This window comes from Crystallibacter permensis, from assembly GCF_025960875.1.
In the GTDB taxonomy this organism is placed as follows: domain Bacteria; phylum Actinomycetota; class Actinomycetes; order Actinomycetales; family Micrococcaceae; genus Crystallibacter; species Crystallibacter permensis.
The window spans coordinates 1-25,719 of sequence record NZ_JAODLR010000035.1 but is presented as its reverse complement, the minus strand read 5'-3'; the positions used below and the strand labels follow the sequence as shown (position 1 = coordinate 25,719).

Annotated in this window: 27 protein-coding genes; 12 read left to right on the top strand and 15 right to left on the bottom strand. The window is 66.1% G+C overall.

Annotation, left to right across the window (positions count from 1 at the left end; genetic code table 11):
* Positions 1–690 (top strand): HNH endonuclease (locus tag B0G38_RS22285; protein WP_264671491.1); only part of this gene is annotated, 690 nt, incomplete at its 5' end.
* 15 nt (positions 691–705) lie between these two features.
* Here the strand turns inward: B0G38_RS22285 and B0G38_RS22280 are convergent.
* On the bottom strand, positions 706–2,109 hold the full coding sequence (locus B0G38_RS22280; RefSeq protein WP_264671490.1) for a sugar porter family MFS transporter: 1,404 nt from the start codon (positions 2,107–2,109) through the stop codon (positions 706–708).
* Positions 2,110–2,281: 172 nt separating this feature from the next.
* Between B0G38_RS22280 and B0G38_RS22275 the strand changes: the two genes are divergently transcribed.
* Positions 2,282–2,851 (top strand): hemerythrin domain-containing protein, encoded by a 570-nt coding sequence (locus B0G38_RS22275; RefSeq protein ID WP_264671489.1) that lies wholly within the window; start codon positions 2,282–2,284, stop codon positions 2,849–2,851.
* Positions 2,852–2,874: 23 nt separating this feature from the next.
* Here B0G38_RS22275 and B0G38_RS22270 read toward each other — a convergent pair whose 3' ends face one another.
* From B0G38_RS22270 to B0G38_RS22260, 3 genes are all read right to left on the bottom strand, one after another.
* On the bottom strand, positions 2,875–3,642 hold the full coding sequence (locus tag B0G38_RS22270) for a DUF4386 domain-containing protein (RefSeq protein ID WP_264671488.1): 768 nt from the start codon (positions 3,640–3,642) through the stop codon (positions 2,875–2,877).
* A 202-nt stretch (positions 3,643–3,844) separates the two neighbouring features.
* Positions 3,845–4,999, bottom strand: a complete 1,155-nt coding sequence (locus tag B0G38_RS22265; protein WP_264671487.1) for a fatty acid desaturase family protein — start codon at positions 4,997–4,999, stop codon at positions 3,845–3,847.
* Between the two features lie 11 nt (positions 5,000–5,010).
* On the bottom strand, positions 5,011–6,093 hold the full coding sequence (locus B0G38_RS22260; protein ID WP_264671486.1) for a ferredoxin reductase: 1,083 nt from the start codon (positions 6,091–6,093) through the stop codon (positions 5,011–5,013).
* Between the two features lie 154 nt (positions 6,094–6,247).
* Here B0G38_RS22260 and B0G38_RS22255 point away from each other — a divergent pair, with 154 nt between their 5' ends.
* The 3 genes from B0G38_RS22255 (at position 6,248) to B0G38_RS22245 (ending at position 9,665) form a co-directional block, all read left to right on the top strand.
* Entirely contained in the window at positions 6,248–7,591 is a 1,344-nt protein-coding gene (locus B0G38_RS22255) for an alpha-amylase family protein (RefSeq protein WP_264671485.1), read from the top strand.
* 161 nt (positions 7,592–7,752) lie between these two features.
* Positions 7,753–8,496 carry a GAF and ANTAR domain-containing protein gene (locus B0G38_RS22250; protein WP_264671484.1) on the top strand — a complete coding sequence of 248 codons (744 nt, stop codon included), beginning with the start codon at positions 7,753–7,755 and terminating at the stop codon, positions 8,494–8,496.
* Between the two features lie 95 nt (positions 8,497–8,591).
* Entirely contained in the window at positions 8,592–9,665 is a 1,074-nt protein-coding gene (locus B0G38_RS22245) for an alkene reductase (RefSeq protein ID WP_264671483.1), read from the top strand.
* 29 nt (positions 9,666–9,694) lie between these two features.
* On the opposite strand, the gene B0G38_RS22240 is transcribed toward B0G38_RS22245, so the two are convergent.
* Complete coding sequence (locus tag B0G38_RS22240) at positions 9,695–10,084, bottom strand: DsrE family protein (protein ID WP_264671482.1); 390 nt, start codon at positions 10,082–10,084, stop codon at positions 9,695–9,697.
* Between the two features lie 165 nt (positions 10,085–10,249).
* Here B0G38_RS22240 and B0G38_RS22235 point away from each other — a divergent pair, with 165 nt between their 5' ends.
* Positions 10,250–11,389 (top strand): hypothetical protein, encoded by a 1,140-nt coding sequence (locus B0G38_RS22235; RefSeq protein ID WP_264671481.1) that lies wholly within the window; start codon positions 10,250–10,252, stop codon positions 11,387–11,389.
* A 17-nt stretch (positions 11,390–11,406) separates the two neighbouring features.
* On the opposite strand, the gene B0G38_RS22230 is transcribed toward B0G38_RS22235, so the two are convergent.
* From B0G38_RS22230 to B0G38_RS22220, 3 genes are read right to left on the bottom strand one after another with little or no spacing between them, the layout of a single operon-like run.
* Positions 11,407–11,907, bottom strand: coding sequence for a hypothetical protein (locus B0G38_RS22230; RefSeq protein WP_264671480.1), 501 nt, complete (start codon positions 11,905–11,907; stop codon positions 11,407–11,409).
* Positions 11,904–12,773, bottom strand: a complete 870-nt coding sequence (locus tag B0G38_RS22225; RefSeq protein ID WP_264671479.1) for a cytochrome c biogenesis CcdA family protein — start codon at positions 12,771–12,773, stop codon at positions 11,904–11,906. The genes B0G38_RS22230 and B0G38_RS22225 overlap by 4 nt, the downstream gene beginning before the upstream one ends.
* Entirely contained in the window at positions 12,773–13,546 is a 774-nt protein-coding gene (locus B0G38_RS22220; protein WP_264671478.1) for a DsbA family protein, read from the bottom strand. The genes B0G38_RS22225 and B0G38_RS22220 overlap by 1 nt, the downstream gene beginning before the upstream one ends.
* Before the next feature lie 64 nt (positions 13,547–13,610).
* Here B0G38_RS22220 and B0G38_RS22215 point away from each other — a divergent pair, with 64 nt between their 5' ends.
* Positions 13,611–14,381, top strand: coding sequence for a GntR family transcriptional regulator (locus B0G38_RS22215; RefSeq protein ID WP_264671477.1), 771 nt, complete (start codon positions 13,611–13,613; stop codon positions 14,379–14,381).
* A 96-nt stretch (positions 14,382–14,477) separates the two neighbouring features.
* On the opposite strand, the gene B0G38_RS22210 is transcribed toward B0G38_RS22215, so the two are convergent.
* Genes B0G38_RS22210 through B0G38_RS22200 form a run of 3 tightly spaced genes read right to left on the bottom strand, consistent with a single transcriptional unit; the run spans position 14,478 to position 17,433 of the window.
* Positions 14,478–15,281 (bottom strand): ABC transporter ATP-binding protein, encoded by an 804-nt coding sequence (locus tag B0G38_RS22210; RefSeq protein WP_264671476.1) that lies wholly within the window; start codon positions 15,279–15,281, stop codon positions 14,478–14,480.
* Positions 15,278–16,366 carry a FecCD family ABC transporter permease gene (locus tag B0G38_RS22205; protein ID WP_264671475.1) on the bottom strand — a complete coding sequence of 363 codons (1,089 nt, stop codon included), beginning with the start codon at positions 16,364–16,366 and terminating at the stop codon, positions 15,278–15,280. Before B0G38_RS22205 ends, B0G38_RS22210 begins: the two co-directional genes overlap by 4 nt.
* A complete protein-coding gene (locus B0G38_RS22200) occupies positions 16,363–17,433 on the bottom strand; it encodes a FecCD family ABC transporter permease (RefSeq protein WP_264671494.1) in 1,071 nt (356 codons plus the stop codon). The genes B0G38_RS22205 and B0G38_RS22200 overlap by 4 nt, the downstream gene beginning before the upstream one ends.
* A gap of 134 nt (positions 17,434–17,567) precedes the next feature.
* On the opposite strand from B0G38_RS22200, the gene B0G38_RS22195 reads away from it, so the two are divergent.
* Both B0G38_RS22195 and B0G38_RS22190 read left to right on the top strand, forming a co-directional pair.
* Complete coding sequence (locus B0G38_RS22195; protein ID WP_264671474.1) at positions 17,568–18,572, top strand: ABC transporter substrate-binding protein; 1,005 nt, start codon at positions 17,568–17,570, stop codon at positions 18,570–18,572.
* Between the two features lie 93 nt (positions 18,573–18,665).
* On the top strand, positions 18,666–19,109 hold the full coding sequence (locus B0G38_RS22190; protein ID WP_264671473.1) for a hypothetical protein: 444 nt from the start codon (positions 18,666–18,668) through the stop codon (positions 19,107–19,109).
* On the opposite strand, the gene B0G38_RS22185 is transcribed toward B0G38_RS22190, so the two are convergent.
* Positions 19,106–19,681 carry a GNAT family N-acetyltransferase gene (locus B0G38_RS22185; protein WP_264671472.1) on the bottom strand — a complete coding sequence of 192 codons (576 nt, stop codon included), beginning with the start codon at positions 19,679–19,681 and terminating at the stop codon, positions 19,106–19,108. The two genes, B0G38_RS22190 and B0G38_RS22185, sit on opposite strands and share 4 nt — an antisense overlap.
* Positions 19,682–19,716: 35 nt before the next feature.
* Positions 19,717–20,109: a VOC family protein gene (locus B0G38_RS22180; protein ID WP_169991747.1), complete on the bottom strand. Its 393-nt coding sequence runs from the start codon at positions 20,107–20,109 to the stop codon at positions 19,717–19,719.
* 284 nt (positions 20,110–20,393) lie between these two features.
* Between B0G38_RS22180 and B0G38_RS22175 the strand changes: the two genes are divergently transcribed.
* Positions 20,394–21,170 (top strand): GNAT family N-acetyltransferase, encoded by a 777-nt coding sequence (locus B0G38_RS22175; RefSeq protein WP_264671471.1) that lies wholly within the window; start codon positions 20,394–20,396, stop codon positions 21,168–21,170.
* A 139-nt stretch (positions 21,171–21,309) separates the two neighbouring features.
* On the top strand, positions 21,310–22,479 hold the full coding sequence (locus B0G38_RS22170; RefSeq protein ID WP_264671470.1) for a MinD/ParA family ATP-binding protein: 1,170 nt from the start codon (positions 21,310–21,312) through the stop codon (positions 22,477–22,479).
* Between the two features lie 13 nt (positions 22,480–22,492).
* Here the strand turns inward: B0G38_RS22170 and B0G38_RS22165 are convergent, their stop codons facing one another.
* Both B0G38_RS22165 and B0G38_RS22160 read right to left on the bottom strand, forming a co-directional pair.
* Entirely contained in the window at positions 22,493–23,641 is a 1,149-nt protein-coding gene (locus B0G38_RS22165; RefSeq protein ID WP_264671493.1) for a zinc-dependent alcohol dehydrogenase family protein, read from the bottom strand.
* A gap of 20 nt (positions 23,642–23,661) precedes the next feature.
* Positions 23,662–24,429: an SDR family oxidoreductase gene (locus B0G38_RS22160; RefSeq protein WP_264671469.1), complete on the bottom strand. Its 768-nt coding sequence runs from the start codon at positions 24,427–24,429 to the stop codon at positions 23,662–23,664.
* Positions 24,430–24,524: 95 nt separating this feature from the next.
* Here B0G38_RS22160 and B0G38_RS22155 point away from each other — a divergent pair, with 95 nt between their 5' ends.
* Positions 24,525–25,415, top strand: coding sequence for a DMT family transporter (locus tag B0G38_RS22155; RefSeq protein ID WP_264671492.1), 891 nt, complete (start codon positions 24,525–24,527; stop codon positions 25,413–25,415).
* The last annotated feature ends 304 nt before the right edge of the window (positions 25,416–25,719 follow it).

Genomic DNA, 25,719 nt, shown 5'->3' with positions numbered 1-25,719 from the left:
AAAATCGCCTGCGACGCCGACCTCATCCCCCTGGTCCTCGGCGGCAAAGGCGAAATCCTCGACATCGGACGCGCCCAGCGGCTGTTCACCCCCGCGCAGCGCCGCGCCCTCGTCGCCCGGGACAAAGGCTGCGCCTTCCCCGACTGCACCATGCCCGCACCCTGGACCGAAGCACACCACATCAAATTCTGGGAAAAACACAACGGCCCAACTTCAGTCCACAATGGTTGTCTTTTGTGCAGCTACCACCACCATTTGCTGCACGACGAAAACTGGAGAATCGAAGTCCGGGACGGAATCCCCTGGTTCATCCCGCCCCGCTACATCGACCCCGACCAAAAACCCCGCCGCAACCGATACCGACTCGCCGGCACACCCCTGCCCCGCGCCCAAGCCCAGTCCACGATTGTCGAGAACGGGACCGCCGCAGAACCCCCACCTCAACCGGCAGAACTCTCACTGGTACCCGGCTCCGGTCCACCAGGCCAACAGGCAGAGACACTGCTGCCGCTGATGGAGCCCATTACGGACTTGCCACCGAGCCAACCGAAGTCGGCCGAGATGCCTACCGCGTCAGACGTGCCCCAGAAGTCCGCGCTTTCCAGCCAGCCACTGACAGGAGACGGACCGGATGACTGGAACCGGCCGTTCGATGAGTGGCCGCTACAGCCAAACGAACCCCCTTGGTGACGGTACATGGCAAAGCTACATAGCCTCGAGTTCCTTGCCCTTGGTTTCGGGCACAAACTTCCAGACGAATACCAGGGACAACAGCGCGAAGAACGCATACAACCCGTAGGCCAGCGTCAGGTCGATGTCTGCGAGGAACGGGAACGTGGTGGTGATGGCAAAGTTGGCCAGCCACTGCGCGGCCGCGGCGACGGAGAGCGCTACGGCACGGATCCGGTTGGGGAACATCTCCCCCAGCAATACCCAAACCACCGGACCCCAGGTGGCGCCGAAGGAAACCACAAACAGGTTGGCCGCGATCAGTGCCACCACGCCCCACGGCTGCGGCAGGGTGACGTCTTCACCCGTCCCGATGGCCTGGCTGAAACACAGCGCCATCGCGCCAAGCGAGAGCAGCATGCCGATCGAGCCGGCTACCAGCAGCGGTTTGCGCCCCACCTTGTCCACCAGCATGATGGCCACCACGGTCACCAAGATGTTGGTCACCGAGGTGATGACGGTAATACTGAAGGAATCGGACTCGTTGAAGCCCACGGACCTCCACAGGCTCGTGGAGTAGTAGAAGATCACGTTGATGCCAACGAACTGCTGGAAGACGGAAAGGAAGATGCCGACCCACACGATCGGCAGCAGCCAGCCCTTCCCTCCCATCAGGTCTTTGAGACCCTGCCGTTCCTCACTGTGGATGGTTTCGCGGATGGCCTGGATCTTGTCCTGCACCGCCTGTTTGCCGTTAAGACCAACGACGTCGCGCAGCACCTTGGCAGCGCCCACAAGTTCGTTTTTGGCTACCAGATATCGGGGCGATTCGGGCACCTGGAGGGCCAGCAGCCCGTACAGCACGGCGGGAACGGTTTCGGCCAGGAACATCCAGCGCCAGGCTTCCAGCCCGAACCACATTGGCTCTCCCGCTCCGCCGGCCACTGCGGCCAGGTACGCATCAGTCAGCAACGCTACGAAGATCCCGAGCACGATGGCCAACTGCTGCAGCGAACCGAGGCGGCCGCGGCTGTGCGCGGGCGAGACCTCTGCAATGTAGGCCGGGGCCAGGACCGATGCCATGCCGACACCGATGCCGCCGATAAAGCGCCAGATGATCAGGTCGGTCACGCCGACGGCGAGGCCGGAGCCGATGGCCGAGATCGTAAAGAGGACGGAGGCCACCAGCATGGCTCGAACCCGGCCTTGGCGGTCGGCGAGCGGGCCGGACAGCCAGGCGCCGATCATGGCGCCGAGCAGTGCGCAGGAGACGGTAAAGCCGAGCAGTACGCTGCCCAGCCCGAACTGTTGCTGCACCGCGTCGACGGCGCCGTTGATCACGGCGCTGTCGAAGCCGAACAGGAAGCCGCCGAGCGCCGCAACGATGGCGACCATGACGACTTTGAGCGGAGTCTTTTGCTGGACCAGGGGTTTCTGCATGGTCAAAGCCTACTGCTCAGTATGCTGATGGTTGCCGGGTGGGCTCACTTTGGCGGGAGAACGCTGGCAATCCTCCAGACTCCGGGCAGGCCATGGATCTTGCTGTTAAGCGGTGGTACGTTGGCCGTTCCTGCCAACGCACGGGAGCAACGACCCAAAGGAGGGACGTCTCATGACCAATAGTGGTGGAACCAGCACAGATGTCGTCGATATCCTCACAACCGACCATCGGGAGATGGTCGCGCTGATCGGACAGATCGAGAGCACGGCCGATCCCAGCCAGCGCCGGGATCTGGCCGACACCGTGATTGCCGAAGTTATGCGTCATGCCGTCGCCGAAGAAATGTTCGTCTACCCGGCAGTAGAGGAGCACGTGCCGAACGGCGCGAAGGAGGTCGAGCACGATAAGCAGGAGCACGACGAGATAGTCCGGTTGATGAAGCAGGTTGAAGACGTCGACGCCGCTGACCCGGAATTCATGGAACTTATCCGCGAACTGGAGGCGAAATTGCGCCATCACGCCAAGGACGAGGAGTCGGAGCAGTTCCCCCAGCTACGCGCGCACATCCCTCCGGAGAAACTCGTCGATCTGGGCGAAAAGGTGCAGAACGCCAAGAAATTGGCGCCGACCCGCCCGCACCCACACGCACCGCACTCCGAGCTGTTTCATAAGACCGTCGGCCCCGGCGTCGGCATGGTCGACCGGCTTCGGGACAAGCTCACGGGACGACACACCGGCTGAGTTTGATGGAGTCACAGCCGGGCCTACTGCGGAGTCACGGCGGGCGACGGCGTTCGCCTGAGCAGGAGGACGGCGCCGAGAGCCGCCACCCACAGTCCCCAGGTTGAGCTCCCAATCAGCCCTGCAAGGTCCCAGACGGGGAAACCGGGCACGGCTGTGGCCAGGATGTCCCCCTGGTTGAGCAGGTAGAGGGCCCCTGTGACAAGTCCGGCCGCGCCGAGCCAGCGCGGCAGGACGCGGCTGTGCAGGATGACCGCGCTGAGTGTGACCGTCCAGCCAATGACCAGCAGTTGGCCCAAGTGCTCACCGAGCAGCGCGCCGCCGTACTGGTGCTGGGCAGTCCAGGCGGCGTCCACCGCGGTCCTGGCGGCGTCGTCGCCCGCGACGTAGGCCTCGGCCAGCTGCGGCACGACGAAGACCCAGCGCAGAAATCCGATCAGCGACAGCACCACAGACGTGGCACCAAAGTAGGTGGCCGCGCGCAGTACCGCGTCCTCGCGCCGGCCCAGTACGGAAGGCAGCAGCAGGATCGGAACGGCAAGAATCCCGTACGTCCAGGCGGTCGCAAACCAGGTCCAGACCAGCGCCGGGCCTCCGGCGGCAAAGGCGGGCAGCACTACGGCGGCCGGCTCGCGCAGGATATCCGGCCAATCGAACATCGCCGATAAGGCGGTGGCCGCCCCGGCGAACGTGAGGGCGCTGATGATGAACAACCCTCCGGTCGCCCGGCGGATGCCTTCACCGGATTGTCGACCGGCGTCCGTGCCTGGACCCGTGCCGGTTGATTCCATGGTGCGCCACACTTCCCCAGCGCAACCCACCGCTGCCGGTTTGTACGAACCCACCGCTGCCGGTTGGTACGCTGCAGCTTTTTAGCGCTGCACAAACACTGTTCCCGCCGGGAAGGAAAGTCAAGAAGCAATCCAAGCGGGCATCTTGACATGATTCCTCGGGGAGGTGGCGAAGGAATGTCAAGAAAACGCGGAGCCGGTGTCAGGACGCCGGCGCAGCCTTGTCCGGGAGCGCGTATTTGAAGACCTTCGCCCAGGAGGAGCCGACCTGCTTGAACAGGGGCCCGGAGTTGTAAGGCAATCCGTAGCGCCGGCAGATGTCGCGGATTTTCGGGGCCACCTCGATGTAACGGTTGGAGGGCAGATCGGGGAACAGGTGATGTTCGATCTGGTGGGACAGGTTTCCGGTCATCAGGTGCATGAACCTGGAACCGGAAATGTTTGCCGATCCGATCATCTGGCGCACGTACCAGTCGCCGCGGGTTTCGCCGTCGACCATTTCCTCGGTAAAGGTATCCGCCCCGTCCGGGAAGTGGCCGCAGAAGATGACCGCATGCGCCCAGACGTTGCGGACGGCGTTGGCGGCCAGCGTTCCCCAGAGTGCCTGCTTGCCGGATCCGGTAACCATGGCTACGACCGGCGTGGCGGCGTAGTCCTTGGTGAACTGGCGCAAGGCCTTGCGGCCCATGGCCTTGAGGTCCCTGACGATAGCGGCCTTGGACTTCGTGCCTTCGCGGTAATCCACCAGTTCCAGGTCGTAGATGGCGATCCCCCATTCGAACACGGGCGCCAGGATTGCATTCCACAGCGGGTTGCCCAGATTGAAGGGACGCCATGGCTGGTCCGGAGACATGCGCAGCAGGTTGTAGCCGACGTCCTTGTCCTTACCGATCACGTTGGTCCAGCGATGGTGCAGGTCGTTGTGGGTGTGCTGCCAGGAACGGGCCGGGGTGACGAAGTCCCATTCCCACGTGGTGGAGTGGATGTCGGGATCGCGCATCCAGTCCCACTGGCCGTGGAGCACGTTGTGGCCGATCTCCATGTTCTCCAGGATCTTCGCGAAGCTCAGGAGGGTGGTGCCGGTGACCCACGCGGTCTTGTTGCGCCCGGCCAGCAGTGCCGCGCGGCCAGCGATCTCAAGTCCGCGCTGGACCTTGATCACCCGCCGGATGTAGGCGGCGTCCGAGGCGCCGCGCTCGGCAATGACTTCGTCGCGGATGGCGTCCAGCTCGCGGCCGAGCTCGGCAACCTGCTCATCGGAGAGGTGGGCGGCGGCCGGCGGGCGGACCAGCGGATGACCAGACGCGGCGAGCGCACCGGTCCTGCGGGCTGTAGCCGTAGTGGAAACGCTTTCCATAATTTTCCTCCTTAGAGATCCAGGTTGACGGGTCCGGCGGCTGCCGTAATGCATGTCTGGATGAGTTGGCCTGGTTCGCCGAGGACTTCCCCGGTCCGCAGGTCGCGGACTTGCCCGGCGCGTAGTGGTGCGAGGCAGCTTTGGCAGATCCCCATCCGGCAGCCACTGGGCATCAGAATACCGGCCTCTTCGCCGACGTCGAGCAGCGGGGTATTTCCGTCCGCCTCGATTTCGCGATCGGACGCCTCGAAGGTGACCAGACCGCCGTCGTGCCCTTCGCCGCCGGCAAGGCCGGTACTGAAGCGTTCGATGGTCAGGGCGCCGGTAACCGCAGGAACGCCGGTTTTGGACACAGCCGCTTCGCGCGCCCAAAGCGCTTCGGCATCGTCAAGGAAGCCTTCGGGGCCGCAGGCGTAGGCGGCGCGTTCCCGCCAGTCCGGGCAAAGCCGGTCCAGCTCGGCGGGCGAATTGAAGTCGAGCCGGCCGTGTTCGGCAGTGAACTGGTGGATGACTTGCAGGCGGGGGAACTGGTCGGCCAGTTCGTACAGTTCCTCCCCGAAGATGCTGTCCTGCGGGGTCCGGGCGGAGTGGATCAGCACTACGTCTGCATCCGGACGGGCCGGCACCAGTGTGCGGATCATCGACATCACCGGGGTGATGCCGCTGCCGGCGGTGAGCATCAGCAGCGGCCGGGGCTGTTCCGGCAGGACAAAGTCCCCTTGGGGCGCGGCCAGGAACAGCACGTCGCCGGGTTTGACCTTGCGCACCAAGGCACCGGAAACGGCCCCGATGTCGGTCACCGTGATGGCCGGGTCCTCTCCGGCGGCAGTGCTCAGCGAATAGGAACGCCAGTGGCGTACGCCGTCCAGCTCCACGCCGATGCGTGCCCACTGGCCTGCCTGATGCGCCTTCCAGCCCGGGCCGGGACGGAAATAAATGGTGGCTGAACCGGTTGTCTCCGGAACAACCTTGGTCACGACGCCGCGCAGCTGGCGGGCCGAGAACACCGGGTTGAACAGGGACAGGATATCTTCCGGAGCCAACGGGGTTGTCAGAACGGACGCGGCTTGCGCCAGCTGCCGGAGCCGGATCATGCCGTCGCCCTTATGACGGATTGAGCCATAATTCTCCTCGCGGGACCTACGATCGTACTCTTGAAACTACCGTGTGGGAAGAACTTTGGGGAGTCCATGTGTCCAATTGCTGACACAATTGCGGCAGCAGCGTCCACAACGGAAAGAGGCATTCATGGCCAGGCCGGGTTGGGTCGAAAACGTCATATGGTGGCAGGTCTACCCTTTGGGGTTCGTCGGGGCGGAACGAGACGCTCCCGCTGAAGGCAGCGAGGTGCAGCACCGGCTGCCGCGGCTGACGGCGTGGCTGGACTATGTGGTGGAACTCGGTGCTTCCGGAATTGCACTCGGACCGGTTTTCGCCGCCGAAACCCACGGCTACGACACCACCGACTACTTCCGCATCGATCCGCGCCTCGGGGACGAAGCCGACTTTGAGGACTTCATTGCGGCGGCCCATTCACGGGGACTGCGGGTCCTGCTGGACGGGGTCTTCAACCATGTGGGCCGCAGCTTTGACCGGTTCCAGCAGGTTCTCCGGGAGGGGCCGGAAGCGCCGTCGTCGTCCTGGTTCAAGCTTTCCTGGCCCGAGGGGCAATGGAGCCCGGGCACGGAACCTGACTACGAGGACTTCGAGGGGCACCACCACCTGGTCGCCCTGAACCACGTGGAACCGCAGGTGCGCGATTTCGTGGTCGAGGTGATGAAGTACTGGCTGGCCCGCGGCGCGGATGGCTGGCGGCTGGATGCGGCCTATGCGGTTCCGCCGTCGTTCTGGGCCCCGGTGCTGGACGCGGTCCGCGCCGACTATCCGGACGCGTACTTCGTCGGCGAGTTCATCCACGGGGACTACGCAGCCGCGGTAGCCGAAGGAAAGCTCGGCTCAGTGACCCAGTACGAGCTGTGGAAGGCCGTCTGGAGTTCGCTCAACGACGTCAACCTCTACGAACTGTCCGCCGCGCTGGACCGGCACAACGGCTTCCTCGAGTCCTTCGCCCCGCTGACCTTCGTGGGCAACCATGACGTCACCCGGCTGGCCAGCAAGCTGAGCAATACCGCGCTGCTGCCCCACGCCGTCGTTATCCTCCTGACGCTGGGAGGCACGCCGTCCATCTATGCGGGCGACGAACAGGGGTTCCGCGGGGTGAAGGAGGACCGTGCCGGCGGGGACGACGCGGTGCGGCCGGCGTTCCCGGACAGTCCGGCGGAACTCAGCAACCTGGGCGTGGACATTTACCGGCTGCATCAGGAGCTGATTGGCGTCCGGCGTCGTCTTCCCTGGTTGCACCGGGCGCGCACCCGGGTCCTGGCACTGGCCAACGAACACCTTGTCTACGAATCGCTGGCCGACGGGCACTGCATCACCGTGGCGCTCAACCTCGCCGGCAGTCCCGTGAGTGTCGACGCGCCTGCTGACAGCCGCACGGTTTTGGCCCGCGGCGGCGACGTCGGGGTGGGCGGCGACGGGCTGGAGCTGGGCCCCTTCGCTTGGGCTATCCTCGGCAGCGGGGACGACTGAGCGCATGTGTCCGGCATTACTCCCGCCACAGGGCAGTATGCCGCCGGAGGCCTTGCCGTTGGCCTATACTTTTTCGGTACGGTTCAGCAGCGGGCCGCTTTGGATTGCTCTTCGAGGGCTGGACGCCCGCGCAGTGCATGAGTGAAACGGCACCTACGTTCTTGAGCACTGAGTCCACCGCTAAGACCGATACCCACTTGAGCCAGCACCTTCAGGAACTGGTTCTCAACAGCACCGACGTCGGGGAATTTCTGGACGGGCTGGCCCGCCTGTCCTCCTCCAGCCTCTCCACGCCGGGCGACGAGGTCCTCACCGGCATCACCCTGCTTCGGCACAAAAGATCCGCCACCGTGGCCAGCAGCAGTGAAGACGCGCAGGCCATGGACGAGATCCAGTACGCTTTCGGCGACGGTCCCTGCATGACCGCCTCGCGTGACCAGGTCAATGTCCTCATTCCCGATCTTGAGACGGAAGAGCGGTGGCCGCAATATACCACGGCGGTGCTCCAGCATGGCGTGCGATCCATCCTTGCCGTTCCGTTCCACCTTCAGGAAGACACCAAGGCCGCGCTGAACCTCTACTCCCACCGGCCCAGACGGTTCGACGAGAAGTCCATTGCGCTGGTCGAGCAGTTCGTGCGGCAGACATCGCTGGGCCTCATGCTGGCGGTCCGCTTCGCCCATCTCGCCGAAACCGCCGACAACCTGAAGGCTGCGCTGGTCTCCCGGACCGACATCGACGTCGCCGTGGGCATCATCATGGCGCAGAACCGATGCAGCCAGGAATCCGCCGTCGAAATCCTGAAGACCGCCTCCAGCACCCGGAACATCAAACTGCGCGAGGTCGCTGCGGGAATCGTGACCTCCCTGGACCAGGGACCGGCGAGGACGTTCTACGAGGATTAGGTAGCGCCAGGCTTCACCCGCGGGGTCCGGCTGGAATAACTTGTCTGCCCGCTTGGTTGCCCCTGCGGAAGCATTGCCTAAGAAGAAGGACTTTTGTGAGCCTGTTTACCCCGCTGTCCGTCGGCGCCCTCGACCTCTCCAACCGCCTCATCATGGCGCCGCTGACCCGCATGCGCTCCGGTGTGGACGGCGTTCCGGGACCGCTCGTCGTCGAGCATTACCGGCAGCGCGCCTCGCTGGGCCTGATCGTCACCGAGGGTGCCTACCCCAGCTACGCGGGACAGGGCTTCCAGCGCCAGCCGGGCCTGGTCACGCCGGAACAGATCGACGGCTGGCGGGCTGTCGCGGACGCTGTCCATCACGACGGCGGACGGATCGTCGCCCAGGTCATGCACGCCGGCCGCGTCACGCACGAAGCCACCAACGGCGGCCATAGAGTCGTCGCGCCGAGCGCCATTGCGATCGACGGCGAGACCCGCACCTATGACGGCAAAAAGCCGTACCCTGTTCCCCGTGCCCTGGGCACGGATGAGCTGCCGGGCATCATCGACGAATTTGTGCTGGCCTCGCGGAACGCCGTGGAAGCTGACCTGGACGGGGTGGAACTGCACTCGGCCAACGGCTACCTGCTGCATGAGTTCCTCGCGCCGAGTTCGAACCAGCGCACCGATCAGTACGGCGGATCACCGGAGAACCGCGCACGGTTCGTCATCGAGGTTGCCGCCGCCGTTGCCGCCGAGATCGGTGCGGACCGGGTGGGCATCCGCATCTCCCCCGAACACAATGTCCAGGGCGCCCTGGAACTGGATGCCGAAGAGACCCGGGCAACCTACGCCGCGCTGATGGACGGCCTTGCCCCGCTGGGCCTGGCTTACCTGAGCATCCTGCACAAGGAGCCGGCTGGCACACTGGTCCAGGAACTGCGCGCGCGCTTCGGTGGTCCGGTGCTGCTCAACAACGGCTTCGGCGTCATTACCACCCGCGAAGAAGCGCTGGCCATCCTCGACGACGGACTGGCCGACGGCGTTGTGGTGGGCCGCCCGGCCATCGCGAATCCGGATCTTGCCCGCCGCTGGCAGGAAAACCTTCCGCTGAACGATCCGGACTCGAAGACCTTCTACACCGACGGCGCTCCCGGCTACACGGACTACCCGTACCTGGCGAACTAGGCAGCTCCTGGAGCGGACGTAACTTCGGCCTAGAGCCGGACGTAGGCCCAGCCTTCCCATTGCCTGCTGGCCATGTGGGCGATGGCGGCCGGGACTGCGGCCACGCCCGGCAGCAGCTGCTCAGGCGGCACGGCGGCCGAACGCAAGCTGTTTCCGCAGGCCAGGACCCGGATCTGCCGCTCCAGGACGGCGCCGATTTCGTCGGCAAACCCGGATCCGCCGGAGAGCAGGGCAACCCCGGGGCCCTGGATGACTACTTCGATGGTGGTCCCCGCCGGCAGCGCGTCTGCCGCGTTGGTTGCGCTGCGCAGCACCCCCGGCAGCCAGTCCTGGGCGCCTGGGCCCGCCCCGTGAACCAGCAGCCCCAGCGCCTTGAATTCGGCACCGGCATCTTGCCTGGGATTGTCCACCGTTGGCATGGTTCCTCCTCGGTCGGTCCTGTGCCCGCGATGCGCGGGCGGGAAAGCTTTCCTGTGCATGATAGCGTGGCCAGCGAAATGTATAGACATTTACGACGGCGAACCGCTGCGAGCCTTGTCCTTGTCGCCTTGCTCGGTGTTACCGCCTGCTCACCGGACCCCGCCTTGCCCACCGTGCACCGGGTAGACATCGGCAACCCGCCCACCTCTCTCCACGGTGAGACCGCGGACCCGCGCGTCTTCCCCGGATTCGAGGTGACTTCCGAGGTCAGGATCGACAGTGCCCCGGCGTCCGCGGGTGCCACCTTCATCGGTTCCGTCTTCCCCCGGGACGGCCGATCATCGTTGAGCTTCTACGGCTTCAATGCCGAAGGCACCCTCTGGCGCGTTGATACCAATCCGTCGTGTGTGGGAACTGTGCTTACCAGCGTTGGCGGGCAACCCGCCGTCGTTATTCTTGATTCCGACGCCAGACAAGATGGGCAGGGTCCGGTCAGCGTCACGACGGCGACCGCCTTCTCTGCCGCCAGCGGTGAAGTGCTGTGGGGACCCACGGAAGTTCCCGGCCCCTCCGCGGGAAACGGACTCATCTTCGCCAATACGCCGAAGGCGCTCACGGCCGGAACCACTCCAGGCACGCTGCTGGACGCGAGCACCGGGACCGTCGTCGAAACCCCGGCGGGCGAAACTGCTCTCTATGAACATCACGGCGCGGCCTTGATCGGCTCCGGAACCGGGTTCTCGGCCGTTGATACCGGTTCCGGCGGCACCCTGTGGTCCGCGGACGAGCTCACCCGGCTGAGCGGGACAACTGCGGGCGCGACGGTCCGATTCACCGGCAGCTACGGTCCGGCAACCGGGGGCATTGTGGTGCTGCGCTGGGAGGAGCAGGGCAAGGAGCCTCAGGACGCTATTTACAGCCTTCGAACCGGCGAACCGCTGGGACAGCTTGCCGGATCGCCGGCCGGGATGGCAGCGGTGGAGGAGTCGTCCGGAACGGTCTTGCTGGCGTCCGAACTGGCCGACGGCTCGCAGATGAACACCGCCGTCCGCCCTGATGAAGGCACCGTATGGACCAAGAGCTTCGCCCGCAGCGCGAGAGTCACAGCGGCGGGCCCTGGCGTGGCCTACGGCGAGCTCGATGGTGTAGCGGCCAAGATCGACATCGAATCCGGCGCCATTCTGGACACCGGCGACTTTGCCCTTCCGGTGTCCATGCTGGCCGATGGGACAGCCCTGTTCCCGACGAAGGAGCGGACCGTCTACGCCGTTGCCGTCCCCAATAGGCAGGACACTCCGGGATAGGTTCGCCCGCCGGAGGTTCAGCGGCCGGTGAGTGCCGGCGTCGTTGTTTTCTGCAGTACCGCGCAGCGGTCTTCGGACGTTGCACGCCGGTAGAACGCCCAGCCCAGCAGGCCGATCGACACCACTGCCAGCAGCGGCTGGACCGGCTCAAAATACTGCATGGCGCCGGAGGTGCCCAGTGCCAGGAGCACCAGTTTGTTGCAGACCGGGCAGCCGACGGCAAAGAACGAGACGATGGCGCCCGCGATGCCGAACCGCTGCCCGCGCTCCGGTGACACCTCCGGCAATCGCGCTACGTAGGTCGCGGCCACCAAGCCTGTGAGCGCTGCCGTGATGGCCAGAACCGGGAAGGACCACCAGGTCGGCGGAACCTCCCGGACGAAAAACGGCGTGTTGATCAGATCGGTCGGGACGGCTACCACTACATATGTGGCGGCTGCGGCTGCGAGCGCGGCCAGCCAGCGTCGGCGCGGCCACAGCGCAAGGGCCCCCTTCAGCGACGCAAGGCCGCTTTTCATCGCTCTTCCTTGTTGTCCCGGGCAGCAGCGCTGACCGAGGCGAAGCTGCCACTTGCGCGCGGGGTCCGCTGGCTCCTGAGATACAGCACGACGGCGACAACCAGCACCGCCGAGGCGATGCCGGCGAAGACCAGGTTGGAGACGCCCGACGCCGCGCCGCTGACCGTGGTTTCCAACCGGAACTGGTCTCCCACGCTGAGCACGCCGCCCAGCCCTGCCGTTCCGTCCGTCACCAGCAGCAGGACTCCGATGCCGATGGAGAGGATGCCGGAGATGACCATGATCCAGGAGTTGGACCAGCGGCCGATCACCAGCGGTCGCGGACGCAGCCAGCGGCGCCCGCTGATGCCCAGCCGGTCCCAGACCAGCGCCAGCACGAAGAGCGGCAGCGCCATGCCGAGCGCATAAATCGCCAGCAGGATGCCGCCGTACATCGCGTTGCTGCCAACGGCTGCCACGGTCAGGATGGAGCCGAGGATCGGGCCGGTGCAGACCCCGGCAACACCGTAGACCGTCCCGAGGACAAAGACAGACAGGCCGGAAGAACCTGATTGTGTGTTGTTGCAGATGACGGCCGGCAGCCGGAGGCCGAGGATCTGCGCCGCGCCGAGCAGGATGACCAGGGTGGCCGCCACCGCCACCAGGACATGGCGGTGCTGGGTGGCCAGGGATCCGAGCGCCCCGGCGAAGACCCCCAGCGGTACCAGGGTGGAGAGGAGGCCCGCGTAGAACAGCGCCGTCCGGGCGACCAGTCGCGTCTTGGTGGAAAAGGCATAGGCGAAAAACGCCGGCAGCAGTAAGGCTGAACACGGGCTGAGCAGCGTGAGCAGTCCGCCGAGGAAGGCGCCTGCGTAGCCGATTTCCATTACTTGCTTCCCGCTTCGTTCAGCCCGGCTTCGTTCAGCTCTGCGTCGATGGCCTGTTCAAACGCCTCCAGCGGCTGGGCCCCGACAAAGGGAGTGTCGTTGACCAGGAAGGTAGGTGTTCCGGTGGCGCCGAGAGAGGCCGCTTCCTGAGCGTCCCGGGTAACTGCTTGACGCAGCTGCTTCGAGTCCAGGTCCGCTTCGAATTTCTTCATGTCCGGCACGCCGGCCTGCTCGGCGAACTCGATCAAGCGCCCTCGGTTCAGGTCCGCGTGCCCTCGTTCAGGTGCGGCAGCGTAGACGGCCTTGTTGAACTCCCAGAATTTGCCCTGCTCCCCCGCCGCACGCCCGGCCAGTGCGGCCTCCATGGACTCCTCGCCGAAGACCGGCAGATCGCGCCACTCGATGCGCAGCTCTCCGCTGTCGACGTACTTTTCCACCAGGGCGGGCAGTGTGTCGCGGGCAAAGAGGCCGCAGAAGGGGCACCGGTAGTCCGAATACTCGACCATGACCACCGGCGCATCCACGGCACCCAGGGCCGTGGGGTCATTCGCGATCCGCCGGGACATGTCCAGTTCACCTTCACTGCCCCGCTGGGCATTCTGTCCGGCCTGTTCACCCTGTCCAGCGCTGGCGGCCTGCTGCGATTTACCCCCTTGGAAGGCGAAGATGCCAACGAAGAGCAGGAGCACAGCCACGCCCAGGACCGTGGCCGTCACGGTAAAGTTACGGTTGCGGGGGTTACTGGCTGGGGCAGTTGGCTTGGGCGACGGCATTCAGGCTCCTCGTTGCGGCCGGAGCGGCCGCAAATGTTTATACATTTCTCCACATGGAGGCTACGTGACCGGTCAGGACCATGCAAAACCTTCGGCTGCAGGGTCTGGCAGCACCGCGCCCGGAACTCCGCTGTGGGAAGCCATCAGCCGGGATCTGCAACGCCGGCTGCAGAAGGGCGAATTCAGCGATGGTTTTCCCGGCGAGCTGGCACTGGCCAACGAATACGGTGCGAGCCGCGGCAGTATCCGCGCTGCCTTGCGCCCCCTGCGCGAGGCCGGGCTGGTCACCGCGCAACGCGGCCGCAAGCCCGTTGCCCTGCCACAGGTCGTCGCAGGAAAAAGCACAGCCTACGGTCCCGTATACAGCCTCTTCGCCACCCTGCAGGAAGCCGGAATGGAGCACTACAGTGACGTCCTGGCCCAGGAGGTGGGGCGAAACGAAGCAGTGGCCCAGCGGCTGATGCTCCCGGCGGATGAACCGCTGTTCCACCTCTCACGACGGCGTTATGCCGACGGCGTTCCGCTGGCGCTGGATGACGTCTGGCTGCCGGCCGAACAGGTCGGACCGCTGCTGGAGCGGGACTTTTCCAACACTGCCCTGTACCAGGAGCTCGAGGAAGCGTGCGGGATCTCGCTGGATGGCGGCGAAGAACGGCTCACGGCCGTCATCGCCACCGAGGAACAGGCGAGGTCGCTGCAGTGCACCACGGACACCGCTCTGCTCCTGATCGACCGCGTGGGTTATGCGGGAGGCCGACCGCTCGAGTACCGCCGCAGCTACATTGTCGGCGGGGACTTCGCGGTCTCTACCTCCTTCGGTAGTCAGGCGCAGTAGGGGCGTGCCCTGCACGGTCCCGTCCGGCAAGGTTGCGGCTAGCCGCCCGACCTCAGGGCGCAGCCAAACAGCCGCCTAGGTGGGCCAACAGGTTGGCTAAACGGCAGCGCCGAGGGGAATGACGTGCGGCCGTCCGGCTGTCGGCTCCTGCACCACCTGGGCGGCCAGCCCGAAGATCTCAAGCAGCAGTTCCGGCGTGACCACCTCTGCCGGGGTTCCCTGCGCGACGATCCGTCCGTCCTTCATGGCCACCATGTGATCGCTGTAGCGGGCCGCCAGCGAGATGTCATGCAGCACCATCACCACGGTGCGGCCGCGGTCCCGGTTGAGCCGGCGGACCAGCTCCAGGACCTCCACCTGGTGGGCCAGATCGAGGTAGGTGGTGGGTTCGTCCAGCAGCAGGATGTCGGTCTCCTGGGCCAGCGTCATGGAGATCCATGCCCGCTGGCGCTGGCCGCCGGACAGATCCTCCAGCGGCTTGTCCGCCAGCCCGAGGCTGTCCGTCGCCGCCAGTGCGTCGAGCACCACGGCCTCGTCCGACACGGAGAACTGCTGGTACCACTTCTGCCGGGGGTGCCGCCCGCGCGAAACCAGGTCCGCCACGGTCAGTCCGGACGGCGCGGCCGGCGTCTGCGGCAGCACGCTCAGCTGGGTGGCAACGTGGCGGGTGGACAGCTTGGCCAGGGGTTCGCCGTCGAGCGTCACCGCTCCGGACCGCGGCGCGAGCAGCCGGCCCAGCCCGCGCAGCAGGGTGGACTTCCCGCAGCCGTTGGGGCCGATCACGGCGGTAATGGCGGCATCCGGCACGGTCAGCGACAGTTCCCGGACAATGTCGGGGCCGTCGTAGCCGAGGGTCAGGGCGTCGGCGCGCAACCGCCCGCCGGTGCTGGGCGCGCTCATGTGAGCCTCCGTTGGTAGCGCAGAATCAGGTAGATCAAATAGGGGGCGCCGACGACGGCGGTGGCAACGCCGACGGGCAGCGCAACGCTCAGGGCGTTGGCGGACACCGTATCGGCCAGCAGCACGAACACGGCGCCCACCAACGCGGAAACTGCCACCGGGGGCACCACCGAACCGGTCAGGATGCGCGCAATCTGCGGGCTGGCGAGCGCCACGAACACCAGCGGCCCGGCGACCACGGTGCCCACCGACGCCAGCAGCACGGCGATGGTCAGGGCCGTCAGCCGCACCGCGCCCACCCGGGTACCAAGTCCGACGGCGGTGTCCTCACCCAGGCTGGTCAGCAGCAGCCACCGTCCGCAGAAGACGGCGGCCAGCAGCAGCGCCGCGGCAATGACGCCCATCGGCTGCACCAGTGCCCAGTCCTTGCCGTTGAGCGAACCCATCATCCAGGTCAGGGCCTGGGCCGCGCTGCTGACGTCGCCGAGAGTCAGCAGCCAGGTGGTCAGGCTGACGGCAAAACCGTTGATGCCCAGGCCAACCAGGACCAGCCGGTAGCTGTCGATCCCGCTGCGGTAGGCCAGCAGGTAGACCGCGACGCCGCTGAGTACGCCCGCGCCGAAGGCCGCCAGCGGCATGCCCATGGTTGCGGCCAGCCCGCTCAGACCGGCGCTCCCGCCGCCGGCAAGCACCAGCACTGTCACCGCACCGAGCGAGGCCCCGGCAGTCACGCCCAGCACGTCGGGGCTGGCCAACGGGTTTCTGGCCACGGTCTGCGTAATGGCGCCGGCGGCGGCGAGGCAGGCACCGGCGACGACGGCGGCAACCATCCGCGGTGCGCGGAACTCTGTCACGGCCAGATGGACCTTGGAATCGGAGGTGTCGCCGAGCAGCGCGCGCAGCACGTCAAGCAGGGCGAGCGGTGTGCCGCCGTTGGCCACGTGGATGGCCATGGCCGCCACCAGCACCAGGATCAGCACTCCGCCCACGGAGAGTCCGCGGGGACTGATCCGGATGGAGAGCGGCCCGGCCCGCAGCACCCGGAGCGACCGGACCTTGCCGCCGTTACGGGTCACGGTGCTCATACGGTCACCAGCTTGCGGCGGCGGGCCAGGAAGACAAAGAAGGGGGCGCCGATGACGGCCAGCACCACGCCCACGGAGAGCTCACCCGGACGCGCGATGACCCGTCCGGCGGTATCGGCCAGGAGCAGCAGCGCGGCGCCGGTGACCGCGGAAGCCGGCAGCAGCCAGCGGTAGTCGGCCCCCACCATCGCCCGGGCGATATGCGGAACCAGCAGTCCCGCGAACGCAATCGGGCCGGCCATGGTCACGGCGGATCCGGCCAGCAGTGTGATGGCTCCGATGCCCGCGCAGCGCGCCCACAGCACCGAGATGCCCAGGGACCGGGCGGTGTCTTCGCCCAGCGCCAGCGCGTTCAGCGCCGGAATGTTCATCGCCGCCAGCACCAGGCCCGCCAGCAGGAAGGGCCAGATGGCCCGCAGGATGTCGTTGCGCCCGGCGATGGAGCCCACCTGCCAGAAGCGCAGGGTGTCCAGGGCCGCCTCGTTCAGCAGCACGATCCCGGTCACCAGCCCCGTGCACAGGGCGGTGACGGCGGCGCCGGCCAGCACCAGCGTGATCGGCGTGGACCCGTGCCGGGCGGCGGTGCCGATCAGGAACACGAACACGCTGGCCAGCAGCGCCCCGCCGAATGCCAGCACGGCCTGGGTCAGCGGGAGCACCTGACCGGCAATGGCGGTCACCGCGACGATGGCCAGCGCGGCGCCCTGGTTGATGCCCAGCAGCCCCGGATCCGCCACGGCATTGCGCGTATGACCCTGCGAGAGCGTTCCGGCCACGCCGAGGCAGATGCCGGCCGCAATCCCGGTCAACGTCCGGGGCCAGCGCAGCTGCAGGATGGTCACGTCCATGTTGGTTCCCGACGGCGTCACCACCGCATGCCACGCCTGCGCCAGTGACGAGGGCTGGCTGCCGATGCAGACACTGGCCAGCACGGCGGCGCAAAGTACGACGACGGCCGCCGCCAACCAGCGCAGCCGCACCTTTCCGCTGCGCACGGGCAGCCGCAGCGCGGTTTCGCGCAGCCCGGCAGCCGGAATGGAGTCTGTGCCCGTGGCCGGTGCATCCACAGTTTTCAAAGCGCCTTCTATTACGGGAGGTTTGGAGCGTCGGTCTTTTCGACTGCTACAGTCTACGGCGGGGACAAGCTTAGCCTTACCTAAGTTACGCGGCTTATGCCGATCGGACCGTGAAAGAGACTCGCATGAAAACACCCGTTCTGACCAAATTGCTGGCCCTGGTGGCCGGCGCCTCGCTCCTGGGCACCGCGGCCTGCGGCGCACCGGCGTCCACCGAAGAAGCCGCCTCGGCTCCCGCGGGCGGCTCGGGCTACCCGCTGACCATGGAACATGCCATGGGTTCAACCACCATCGAATCCGAGCCGAAGCGCGTCGTCGCGCTGGACCCGAGCTACATCGATGCCGCGCTGCTGCTTGAGGCCGATCTGGTCGGCTACGTCCAGTACCGGCAGGATCCGGGCGACCCGTTCGCCGACTACCTCGGCGACGTCGACGAAGCCACTGCTGACGCGGTCAACGTCGGCACCCTCGCCGAGCCCAACCTGGAGAAAATCCTCGAGCTTGAGCCGGACGTGATCGTCTCCGCGCAGGTCCGCCACGAGGCACTCTACGACCAGCTCTCCAAGATCGCGCCGACCATCTTCTCCGTCAGCACCGGGCCCACCTGGAAGGAAAACGTAGTCTTCCTCGGCGAGGCGCTGGGCAAGAAGGACAAGGCCGAAGAGCTCGTGGCCGGCTATGAGGAGCGTGCCAAGAAGGTGGGCGAGGAAATCCTCGCGAAGAACCCCGAGGCCACCTACTCCCTGCTCCGCTTCGCCGGCGAGGACACCGCGCGCCTCTACTCCACCGATTCGTTCATCGGCGAGATCATGGCGGACATGAACATCCCCCGCCCCGAAGGCGCGCCGGACACCACCGAATCCATCTTCGTCCCGCTCTCCGAGGAGCAGATCCTCAAGGCCGACGCCGGCCTGGTCATGGTCAGCGCCTGGACGCCTTCGGGTGCCGAGGGCGACGCCTCCCGCGAACAGCAGAAGACCTTCGAGTCCAACCCGCTGTGGGAGCGACTGAAGGGCGACGTTGTCCACGTCGACGACGAAACCTTTGTCGCCTCCGTCAGCATCCAGGGCGCGCACGCCGTGATCACCGATCTGGCCGAGCAATACGGCGTGGACCCGCAGCTGCCGTAGTCCCTTCGAGAAAACCAAAAAACCAAGTGCGACGTCGGTGCCAAGTTGGGCGCCGGCGTCGCGCTTTGCGCTTCCAACGGCAATAATTTCCCCATGACGACGCTTCCGAATGAAGGTCCTGACCATTCCCACCGCCGCCCCGAGGGCACCAGTGACGCTACGGTTGAAGCGCTGGGCAAGCTGTCCGAGGCGTTGGAGGTCGTTGAACACGCCCGCGGCTATCTGTACGGCTTCCACCGCCTGACGGGTAAGGCCGACCTCGCCCTGGGAGAGGCTGCGCAGCTCCTGCGCAAGGCCGGGCACGGCGAGCTGGCCGACCGGGTCGAGCAGGACGTTGTGGGGCGGAATGTGATCGATGGACGGTGGACGTTCCAGATCGTCGAGGACTACGACGACAACTACTACGCCGCGTTCAAGTCAGTGGAGCAGGCCGCGCGCGATGAGCTCGCCGAGGGTAAGCGGCACTTGTTCGAGGCCGAGATGAAAGAGGACCGGCGCTCCCACGGGCGCGCCCATCATGAGGCACGCCCGCACTAGGGCCGGATGGCGGCGTAGAGCAGCATATCCCGACGCTCGCCGTCGATGGCCTGGTGGCTGCGCAGCAGTCCTTCGCGCTGGTAGCCGGCGGCTTCGGCCGTGCGGATGGAGCCGGTGTTCCACGGTTCGATGTACAGCTCCACCCGATGCAGAACGGGCAGTGTCCACGCGAAGCACGTGAGCGCTATCAATGCCGCGGCGCCCACGCCCCGGCCGCGCGCCGACGGCGCAACCAGGTATCCCGCCGTCGCTCTTCCCGTTTCTACCGCCTTCAGCCACATGCCGATCTGGCCGAGCGCCCGGTCCGTCGCGGCGTCGGCGATGGCGAAGGAGTAGCCCACCCCCTCGGTGAAGCGCCCGTTCTGGTGCAGGATCCACTCCATTGCTTCTTCCTCGGTGGGCCGGACCGGAATGGTGCTGATCAGTTGAATGTACGGATCCTGCGTGAGCTCGGCGGCGAGGTGCGCGTCGGAGTCGCGGAACGGGCGGAGCACCACGCCGGCGTGCGATGGCGGCGATGCGGGCCATGCGAGCGGCAGGTGGAGCTTCATGAGTGCGATTCTGCCATTCATGGCCGTTCCCGCAAGGGCAACCGCCGGATTGCCCCCTATCCCGCGGAGGGCGCGGCGGTCTGCCACAGGCCCATCAGATTCCCCTCGCTGTCCCGGAAGTAGGCCGCGAACCCCATGTCGCCGACGGCCATTTTGGCTTCCACCGTGGACCCGCCCAGGCTGCCCACCTTCTCCAGCGCAGCATCGATGTCCTCGACGTCGAGCGTAATAATAGGGGTCTTCAGCTCACCTTCGCGCCGGAACATACCGCCGTTGATCGCGCCCGGTTCGCTCGGCATGCCCTGGTCATCCGTCGGCGTGGTCATGACCATGTTGTAATTCAGTTCCGGCATGGGCTGGATGTTCCAGCCAAAGGCCGCATTGTAAAAGTTCCTAGCCCGTTCCTCGTCTTCCGCGGGAATCTCGAAATGCACTACACGACCAGTCATTGCGCTCACCTGCATTCTGTAATGAACCCGATTACTGAAAAGGCGCGGGCGGTCCACGCCCCAAGCGTTAAGTCTAGGAGCGGACGGGCCGCTTGGGGAGGGGTCCGTTTGATCAGACGCGGCCGCCTTGCTGAGCCTGTCAGTTTGCGGAAAGGTTGGTCGTTTACACTGTGCACACAGACATTAGATGAGACGTCATCAAAGAAAGAGGAGTGGGCCGTCTGCAGTCGACAGTTGATACAACCGCGTTCGGTGCTGGCCACCTCCCCGTCCCAGGAGTTAATTTGCCTGCCCCAGACGTTCCGAGCGTAACCGTGCGCCCGGCCACGCCGACCGACCTCACCACCATGGCGGCGTGGCAGTGCCGTTACGTGCCCGACGGGCTGTTCCCGCAGATGGGCGAGCGTTTTGTCCGCCGCTGGCATGCGAGTTTCCTCGACTCGCCCTTTGGCATCGCGCTGGTTGCCGAGCGCGTCGACGCCCAGGGTGCGCAGGCCGTTGGCTTCCTCGTTGGCTCCACGGACCAGTTCCGCCATATTGACGACGTCGTTCGCCGCCACCGCGTCCGTCTTGCCTTGGCCGGGTTGCTGGCTTTGGCCCAGCGGCCCCGGCTCGGCGCCCACTTCGTCCGCACCCGCGGGCGGGCCTACCTCAAGCGGATCCTCACCCCGAAGTCACATCGCACTCCCGGACCGGCCGCCGGCACTTCGTCGGGTGCTGCGTCCGGTGCTGCGTCCGGTGCTGAGTCCAGTGCTGCGCGCCGCGCAACGGCCGGAACTGAGTCCAACGCTACGTCCGGCGGGCAGATCGCCGTCGTTACCGCCATTGCCGTTGACCCCGCTGCGAGGGGCACCGGTGCCGGCCAGAAACTCCTCAACCGCTTCCTGGAGGATGCGAGCGCTGCGGGTGCCACGCGGGCGGAGCTGGTCACACTGCTCGGCGAAGGCAATGCGGCACCCTTCTACGAACGCCTCAACTGGAGCGTGGTGGACGAGCACCCCACCCGGGACGGCGTGAACGCCCGCACGTACCGCTACGAGCTCGACGACAACGGGCGGTAAGCGCCGCAAGGCAGCCGCGCCCGGCAGGGGCGGAACTATCCACAGATGCTTCATTCATGCCGTTTTCATTTGTTCATCTGAAGCTGGCCGGAGATGATCAGTAGTAAATCATTTCACCTCCCCGGATGATAGGACGGCTATGACCAGGCAAGTTCCGGACTTTCCGGCAGCTGCTGCTGCCAATCGGACCAACGACGCCGGAGAACGTTCTGATCCGGACACAACCAGCGCCGACGAATTCCAGCCGCCCAGTCGCCGGTTGCGCAGGCAGCAGAACGACGGCGAGCCAGTGTCCTCGCGGGAGGCGGACGGCGGGCAGGATCCCCAGCCGCAGGAGGGCGTGCAGGCCCGGCGCCGGCGGGACCTGCGGGAGACGTCTTTCCTGGTCACTGGCTCGGCAAAGGAGCCGGCCACCAAGGGCTGGCGCGGCGTGCTGGCGAAAATGGGCCTGCGGGTAGAGCCGTCCAAGGAAGAGCTGGCCGAGCGTGCGGACGTACAGCTCGTCAGTCAGCATTGGCCGGGGCCGCGCACGGTCGCCGTCGTCAATCGCAAGGGCGGGGCCAACAAGACCCCGACAGTGGTCATGCTCAGCGCCATCCTCGCCCGCTACGGCGGCGGACCGGTGCTGGCATGGGACAACAACGAGTCGCAGGGCACGCTGGGCTGGCGCACCGAGCAGGGCCCGCATGCCTCGAGCGTGCTGGATCTGGTGGACTCATCCGGCAAGCTCCTCTCCCCCGAATCCAACGCGGCCGATCTCGCCCACTACGTCCATCATCAGGCGGCGGACAAGTTCGATGTGCTGCGCTCGGACGAGAACGAGGAAGGCGACCACGAGGTAACCGCGGAGGAAGTGGACATCGCGCACCGGGTGGCCTGCAAGTACTACCGGCTGATCGTCATGGACTCCGGGAACACCTCCCGCTCCGCCAACTGGCGCCGGATGATCGACCACACCAACCAGCTGGTGGTGCCGGTAACCGCCATGGAGGACCGGGCCGAGGCTGCGCGCCTTACCCTGCAGACCCTCGCCGCACGCGGGGACCATGAAGCGGAACTGGCGCGCAACGCCGTCGTTATTGTCTCCGAATCAACCGACGCCGGCCGCGGCATGACCGGCGAGACCCGCAAGCGCGCGAAGATCGAGGCGGACCGGATCGAGACCGGCTTTCGGGAATTCGTCCGCGAGGTAGTGCGCATTCCGTACGACCCGGCGCTGGTCAACGGGCCCATCCGGTTCAACGCCCTGCAGCCAGCGACCCAGCGCGCCTGGCTCCGCGCGGCCGCCGCGGTGGCGAGGGGTTTCTAGCAGTCCTGGCCCGTCAGGCCTGGAAGAGGCGGCGGACCACCTGCCCCGATGCCAGTGCATCCAATCCTTCGTTGATCTCGCGCAGGGGTTTGGTGTCCGTGTACAGCAGCTCCACGGGCAGCTTTCCTGCCCGCCAGTGCTCCAGGTACAGCGGAATGTCCCGTGCCGGCACCGCGTCGCCCATGTAGGACCCGAGCAGGCGTTTGCCCGCTCCGGCGAATTGCAGGGCCGGGACCGTCAGTTCCGCCGAGGGGTGGGGCAGGCCGACGGAGACCACGGCGCCGCCGCGGGTGACGTGCTCGAGGCAGGATGCGATGACCTTGGCGGATCCGACCGCTTCCACCACGACGTCGACGCCGTCGCCCGTGGCTGCAGCGATGAGGTGGCCGGCGTCCTCCGGCGTTCCCACGGCGGTGGCTCCGCAGTCCATTGCCAACTGGTGTTTGCCCGGATTCGGATCAATGGCAATGACGTGGCTCGCCCCGGCCAGGCTGGCGGCCATGACAGCTGACAGGCCCACGGCGCCGAGACCGAACACCGCAACAGACTGCCCGGCCTGGACCGCAGCCGTATTGAGCACCGCGCCCATGCCCGTCAACACTGCGCAGCCAAACATCGCCGCCACCGTGTCCGGTACGTCATCGTTGATTACGACGACGGATTCGCGGGCAACTACGGCGTAGTCGGCGAAGGCGGACACGCCCAGATGGTGGTTGATCCGCTCCCCCTCGGCAGTTTTCAGCAGGGCTTCGCCGTGCAGCAGGTCGCCGGAGCCGTTGGTCTCGGCGGCGCGGTGGCAGAGTGCAGGCCGGCCTGCGGAACAAGCGCGGCAGCTTCCGCAGCTTGGGACAAAAACCAGCACCACGTGGTCTCCCTCTTTGACGTCATTGACGCCTTCGCCCACCGTAACTACCCGCCCTACCGCCTCATGCCCCAGCGCCATGGGCAGTGGACGGACCCGGGAGCCATCCACGACGGAAAGGTCGGAGTGGCAAAGGCTTGAATACGTAATGGACACGCCCAGCTCGCCGGCGCGCGGTTCCGGCCGCTCGAGTTCTTCAATGACCAGCGGCTTGGCATTGGCATAGCGGGTTGGTCCGGCTTGTCCGGACTGGCCGGCCTCTCCGGGTGGCATGGCAGAGTGCAGGATGGCTGCGATCATCATTCTCCTTCAGGTTGGGGTTACGGACCGGCAACCGCACGCTCGGCAGCGAACTCGGCGAAGGTCCGCTTTCCTACCGGATTGCCGGGGACGAGGTTGTTGCCCGCCTTGAGCGCGGCGAACATCCTGCCGGGGAAACGCAACGGAACCACCCGCCGTCGTACGCCAAGGGATTCAAGGGTCAGGCGGGCGATTTCTTCGGCAGTGAGTATCTCCGGTCCGCCGATGTCCGGAGTCCTGCCCGCGGGGCCGGCGGCTGCCAGTTCCACCAAATGCGATGCGACGTCGCGGACGTCGATCGGCTGGAAGCGCATGTCCGGGGCGAACACCAGCGGCAGCCGGCGCTGGACGGCAAACAGGGCGGAGACGAGGTTGTGGAACTGGGTGGCGCGCAGGATGGTCCACGGCAGTGCAGAGGTTTCCACTCGCTGCTCGGCTTCGAATTTGGCCCGGTAGTAGGACATCGGGATGCTGTCCACACCGACGATCGAGACGTAGATCAGGTGCGGGCTGCCGGCCTTGCGGGCCGACGCGATCAGGTTTTCGATTCCGGCAATGTCGCCGCGCCCGCCGGAGGTTGCGCAGTGGATGATCGTATCGACGCCGTGGATTGCCGCGTCGATCCCGTCTCCGGTCTTGAGGTCGCCTTGTGCCCAGGTGCCGGGTCCTCGTCCGGCCGGCTGCTCGCGGCGGCTGAGGATCCGGACGGCATCGCCGTGCTCAATCAGGGCGTGTTCGACGGCGCGGCCGAGGGTTCCGGTTCCGCCGGTCAACAATACTGATGCCACTGGTCAAGCTCCTTGTTGGTGGAACGATTTGGCGCGGGCGGCGGCAACGGGCGATGCTGAGGTTGCCCCTTGCTGCTGATCATAGAGGACACGTGATGCGCGCCTACCTGATGTGCATTCTCGTGGTGGTTTTTTACTCTGGCAATATTCTCGTGGGGAAGGCGCTGGCCGACCTGCCGCCGTTCACCATCGCGTTCCTGCGGGTGGCCATTGCGTTCGTGGTCCTGCTGCCATTCGGCTACCGCGGCGCGCGGGAGGCTGCGCCGCTGTTCCGGCGGCATTTCAAACCGCTGTTGTTCATGACCGTGACCGGCGTCGCCGCCTTCACCACGTTCCTGTACGCCGCGTTGCAGTTCACCTCGGCCACCAACGTCTCGGTGCTGGAGGCGGCTATCCCCGCTGTGACGGTGGCGCTCAGCGCCTGGCTGCTGCGGGAGAAACTGCGCTGGATCCAGCTCTTCGGGGTGGCACTTTCGCTCTTCGGATCGGTCTGGGTGGTTCTGGAGGGGCAGGTCTTCCAGCTCGGTAACCTGGGCTGGAATGCCGGCGACGCGCTGATGGTCGGAGCCGTGGCCAGCTGGGCGCTGTACTCGATCGGGGTGCGGAAGTACCTGCACCTGTTCCCGTCCTACGGCTCGGTGCTGGTCATGTCCGGGTTGTCCGTGCTGATGCTGCTCCCGTTTATGGCGGGCGAGTGGCTGATCCTGGGGGTGCCGGATCTGGGCAGCAGCGGCCATTGGTGGGGGCTGGTCTACCTGGGCGTCTTCCCCTCCGTGGTGGCGCTGATCCTCTACAACCGCGCCGTGGCCATCCTGGGCGCTTCGCAGGCCTCTGTTTACCTGAACTTCCTGCCGGTGGGCACGATGCTGGGCGCCTACTTCCTGCTGGGCGAGACGATCACGGCGATGCAGGTCCTCGGCGCGGGCCTGGTGATTGCGGGCGTCCTGTTCACCACCCGGGCGAAGCGGGCGGGGGCCGGAGGCTAGTTTCGACGGCGGGACGAAAGTTCTTTACAGACCGTCAATTGATTTTGATTAATCCCTTGACGTTCTACCCATACTTTTTGTGATGCAGGGCACATAACCTTGTCAGTAAGGGCAGCGGGAACACATCGGGGTTTCGTGGCTGCCTCCCACAACGACCTTTCGACTGCACCCCTCTGTCAGTCGCCGGGTACCGCAATTCGTAATTTTTCTAGGAGATTCAATGTCCATCGCAGCTGCTCCCGCCAACTCCGTCGCCGAGCTCGAGCGCCTGAAGGTCCTGCACAACGGCACCAAGCAGAAGCTG

Excerpts from the sequence above, each read along its gene's own strand:
- B0G38_RS22225 (WP_264671479.1), bottom strand. The coding sequence starts at position 12,773 with ATGGAAATCGGCTACGCAGGCGCCTTCCTCGGCGGACTGCTCACGCTG.
- B0G38_RS22270 (WP_264671488.1), bottom strand. The coding sequence starts at position 3,642 with ATGGAATCAACCGGCACGGGTCCAGGCACGGACGCCGGTCGACAATCC.
- B0G38_RS22260 (WP_264671486.1), bottom strand. The coding sequence starts at position 6,093 with ATGATCCGGCTCCGGCAGCTGGCGCAAGCCGCGTCCGTTCTGACAACC.
- B0G38_RS22195 (WP_264671474.1), top strand. The coding sequence starts at position 17,568 with ATGAAAACACCCGTTCTGACCAAATTGCTGGCCCTGGTGGCCGGCGCC.
- B0G38_RS22240 (WP_264671482.1), bottom strand. The coding sequence starts at position 10,084 with ATGCCAACGGTGGACAATCCCAGGCAAGATGCCGGTGCCGAATTCAAG.
- B0G38_RS22165 (WP_264671493.1), bottom strand. The coding sequence starts at position 23,641 with ATGATCGCAGCCATCCTGCACTCTGCCATGCCACCCGGAGAGGCCGGC.
- B0G38_RS22265 (WP_264671487.1), bottom strand. The coding sequence starts at position 4,999 with ATGGAAAGCGTTTCCACTACGGCTACAGCCCGCAGGACCGGTGCGCTC.
- B0G38_RS22170 (WP_264671470.1), top strand. The coding sequence starts at position 21,310 with ATGACCAGGCAAGTTCCGGACTTTCCGGCAGCTGCTGCTGCCAATCGG.
- B0G38_RS22280 (WP_264671490.1), bottom strand. The coding sequence starts at position 2,109 with ATGCAGAAACCCCTGGTCCAGCAAAAGACTCCGCTCAAAGTCGTCATG.
- B0G38_RS22190 (WP_264671473.1), top strand. The coding sequence starts at position 18,666 with ATGACGACGCTTCCGAATGAAGGTCCTGACCATTCCCACCGCCGCCCC.
- B0G38_RS22255 (WP_264671485.1), top strand. The coding sequence starts at position 6,248 with ATGGCCAGGCCGGGTTGGGTCGAAAACGTCATATGGTGGCAGGTCTAC.
- B0G38_RS22180 (WP_169991747.1), bottom strand. The coding sequence starts at position 20,109 with ATGACTGGTCGTGTAGTGCATTTCGAGATTCCCGCGGAAGACGAGGAA.
- B0G38_RS22210 (WP_264671476.1), bottom strand. The coding sequence starts at position 15,281 with ATGAGCGCGCCCAGCACCGGCGGGCGGTTGCGCGCCGACGCCCTGACC.
- B0G38_RS22205 (WP_264671475.1), bottom strand. The coding sequence starts at position 16,366 with ATGAGCACCGTGACCCGTAACGGCGGCAAGGTCCGGTCGCTCCGGGTG.
- B0G38_RS22185 (WP_264671472.1), bottom strand. The coding sequence starts at position 19,681 with ATGAATGGCAGAATCGCACTCATGAAGCTCCACCTGCCGCTCGCATGG.
- B0G38_RS22155 (WP_264671492.1), top strand. The coding sequence starts at position 24,525 with ATGCGCGCCTACCTGATGTGCATTCTCGTGGTGGTTTTTTACTCTGGC.
- B0G38_RS22275 (WP_264671489.1), top strand. The coding sequence starts at position 2,282 with ATGACCAATAGTGGTGGAACCAGCACAGATGTCGTCGATATCCTCACA.
- B0G38_RS22230 (WP_264671480.1), bottom strand. The coding sequence starts at position 11,907 with ATGAAAAGCGGCCTTGCGTCGCTGAAGGGGGCCCTTGCGCTGTGGCCG.
- B0G38_RS22220 (WP_264671478.1), bottom strand. The coding sequence starts at position 13,546 with ATGCCGTCGCCCAAGCCAACTGCCCCAGCCAGTAACCCCCGCAACCGT.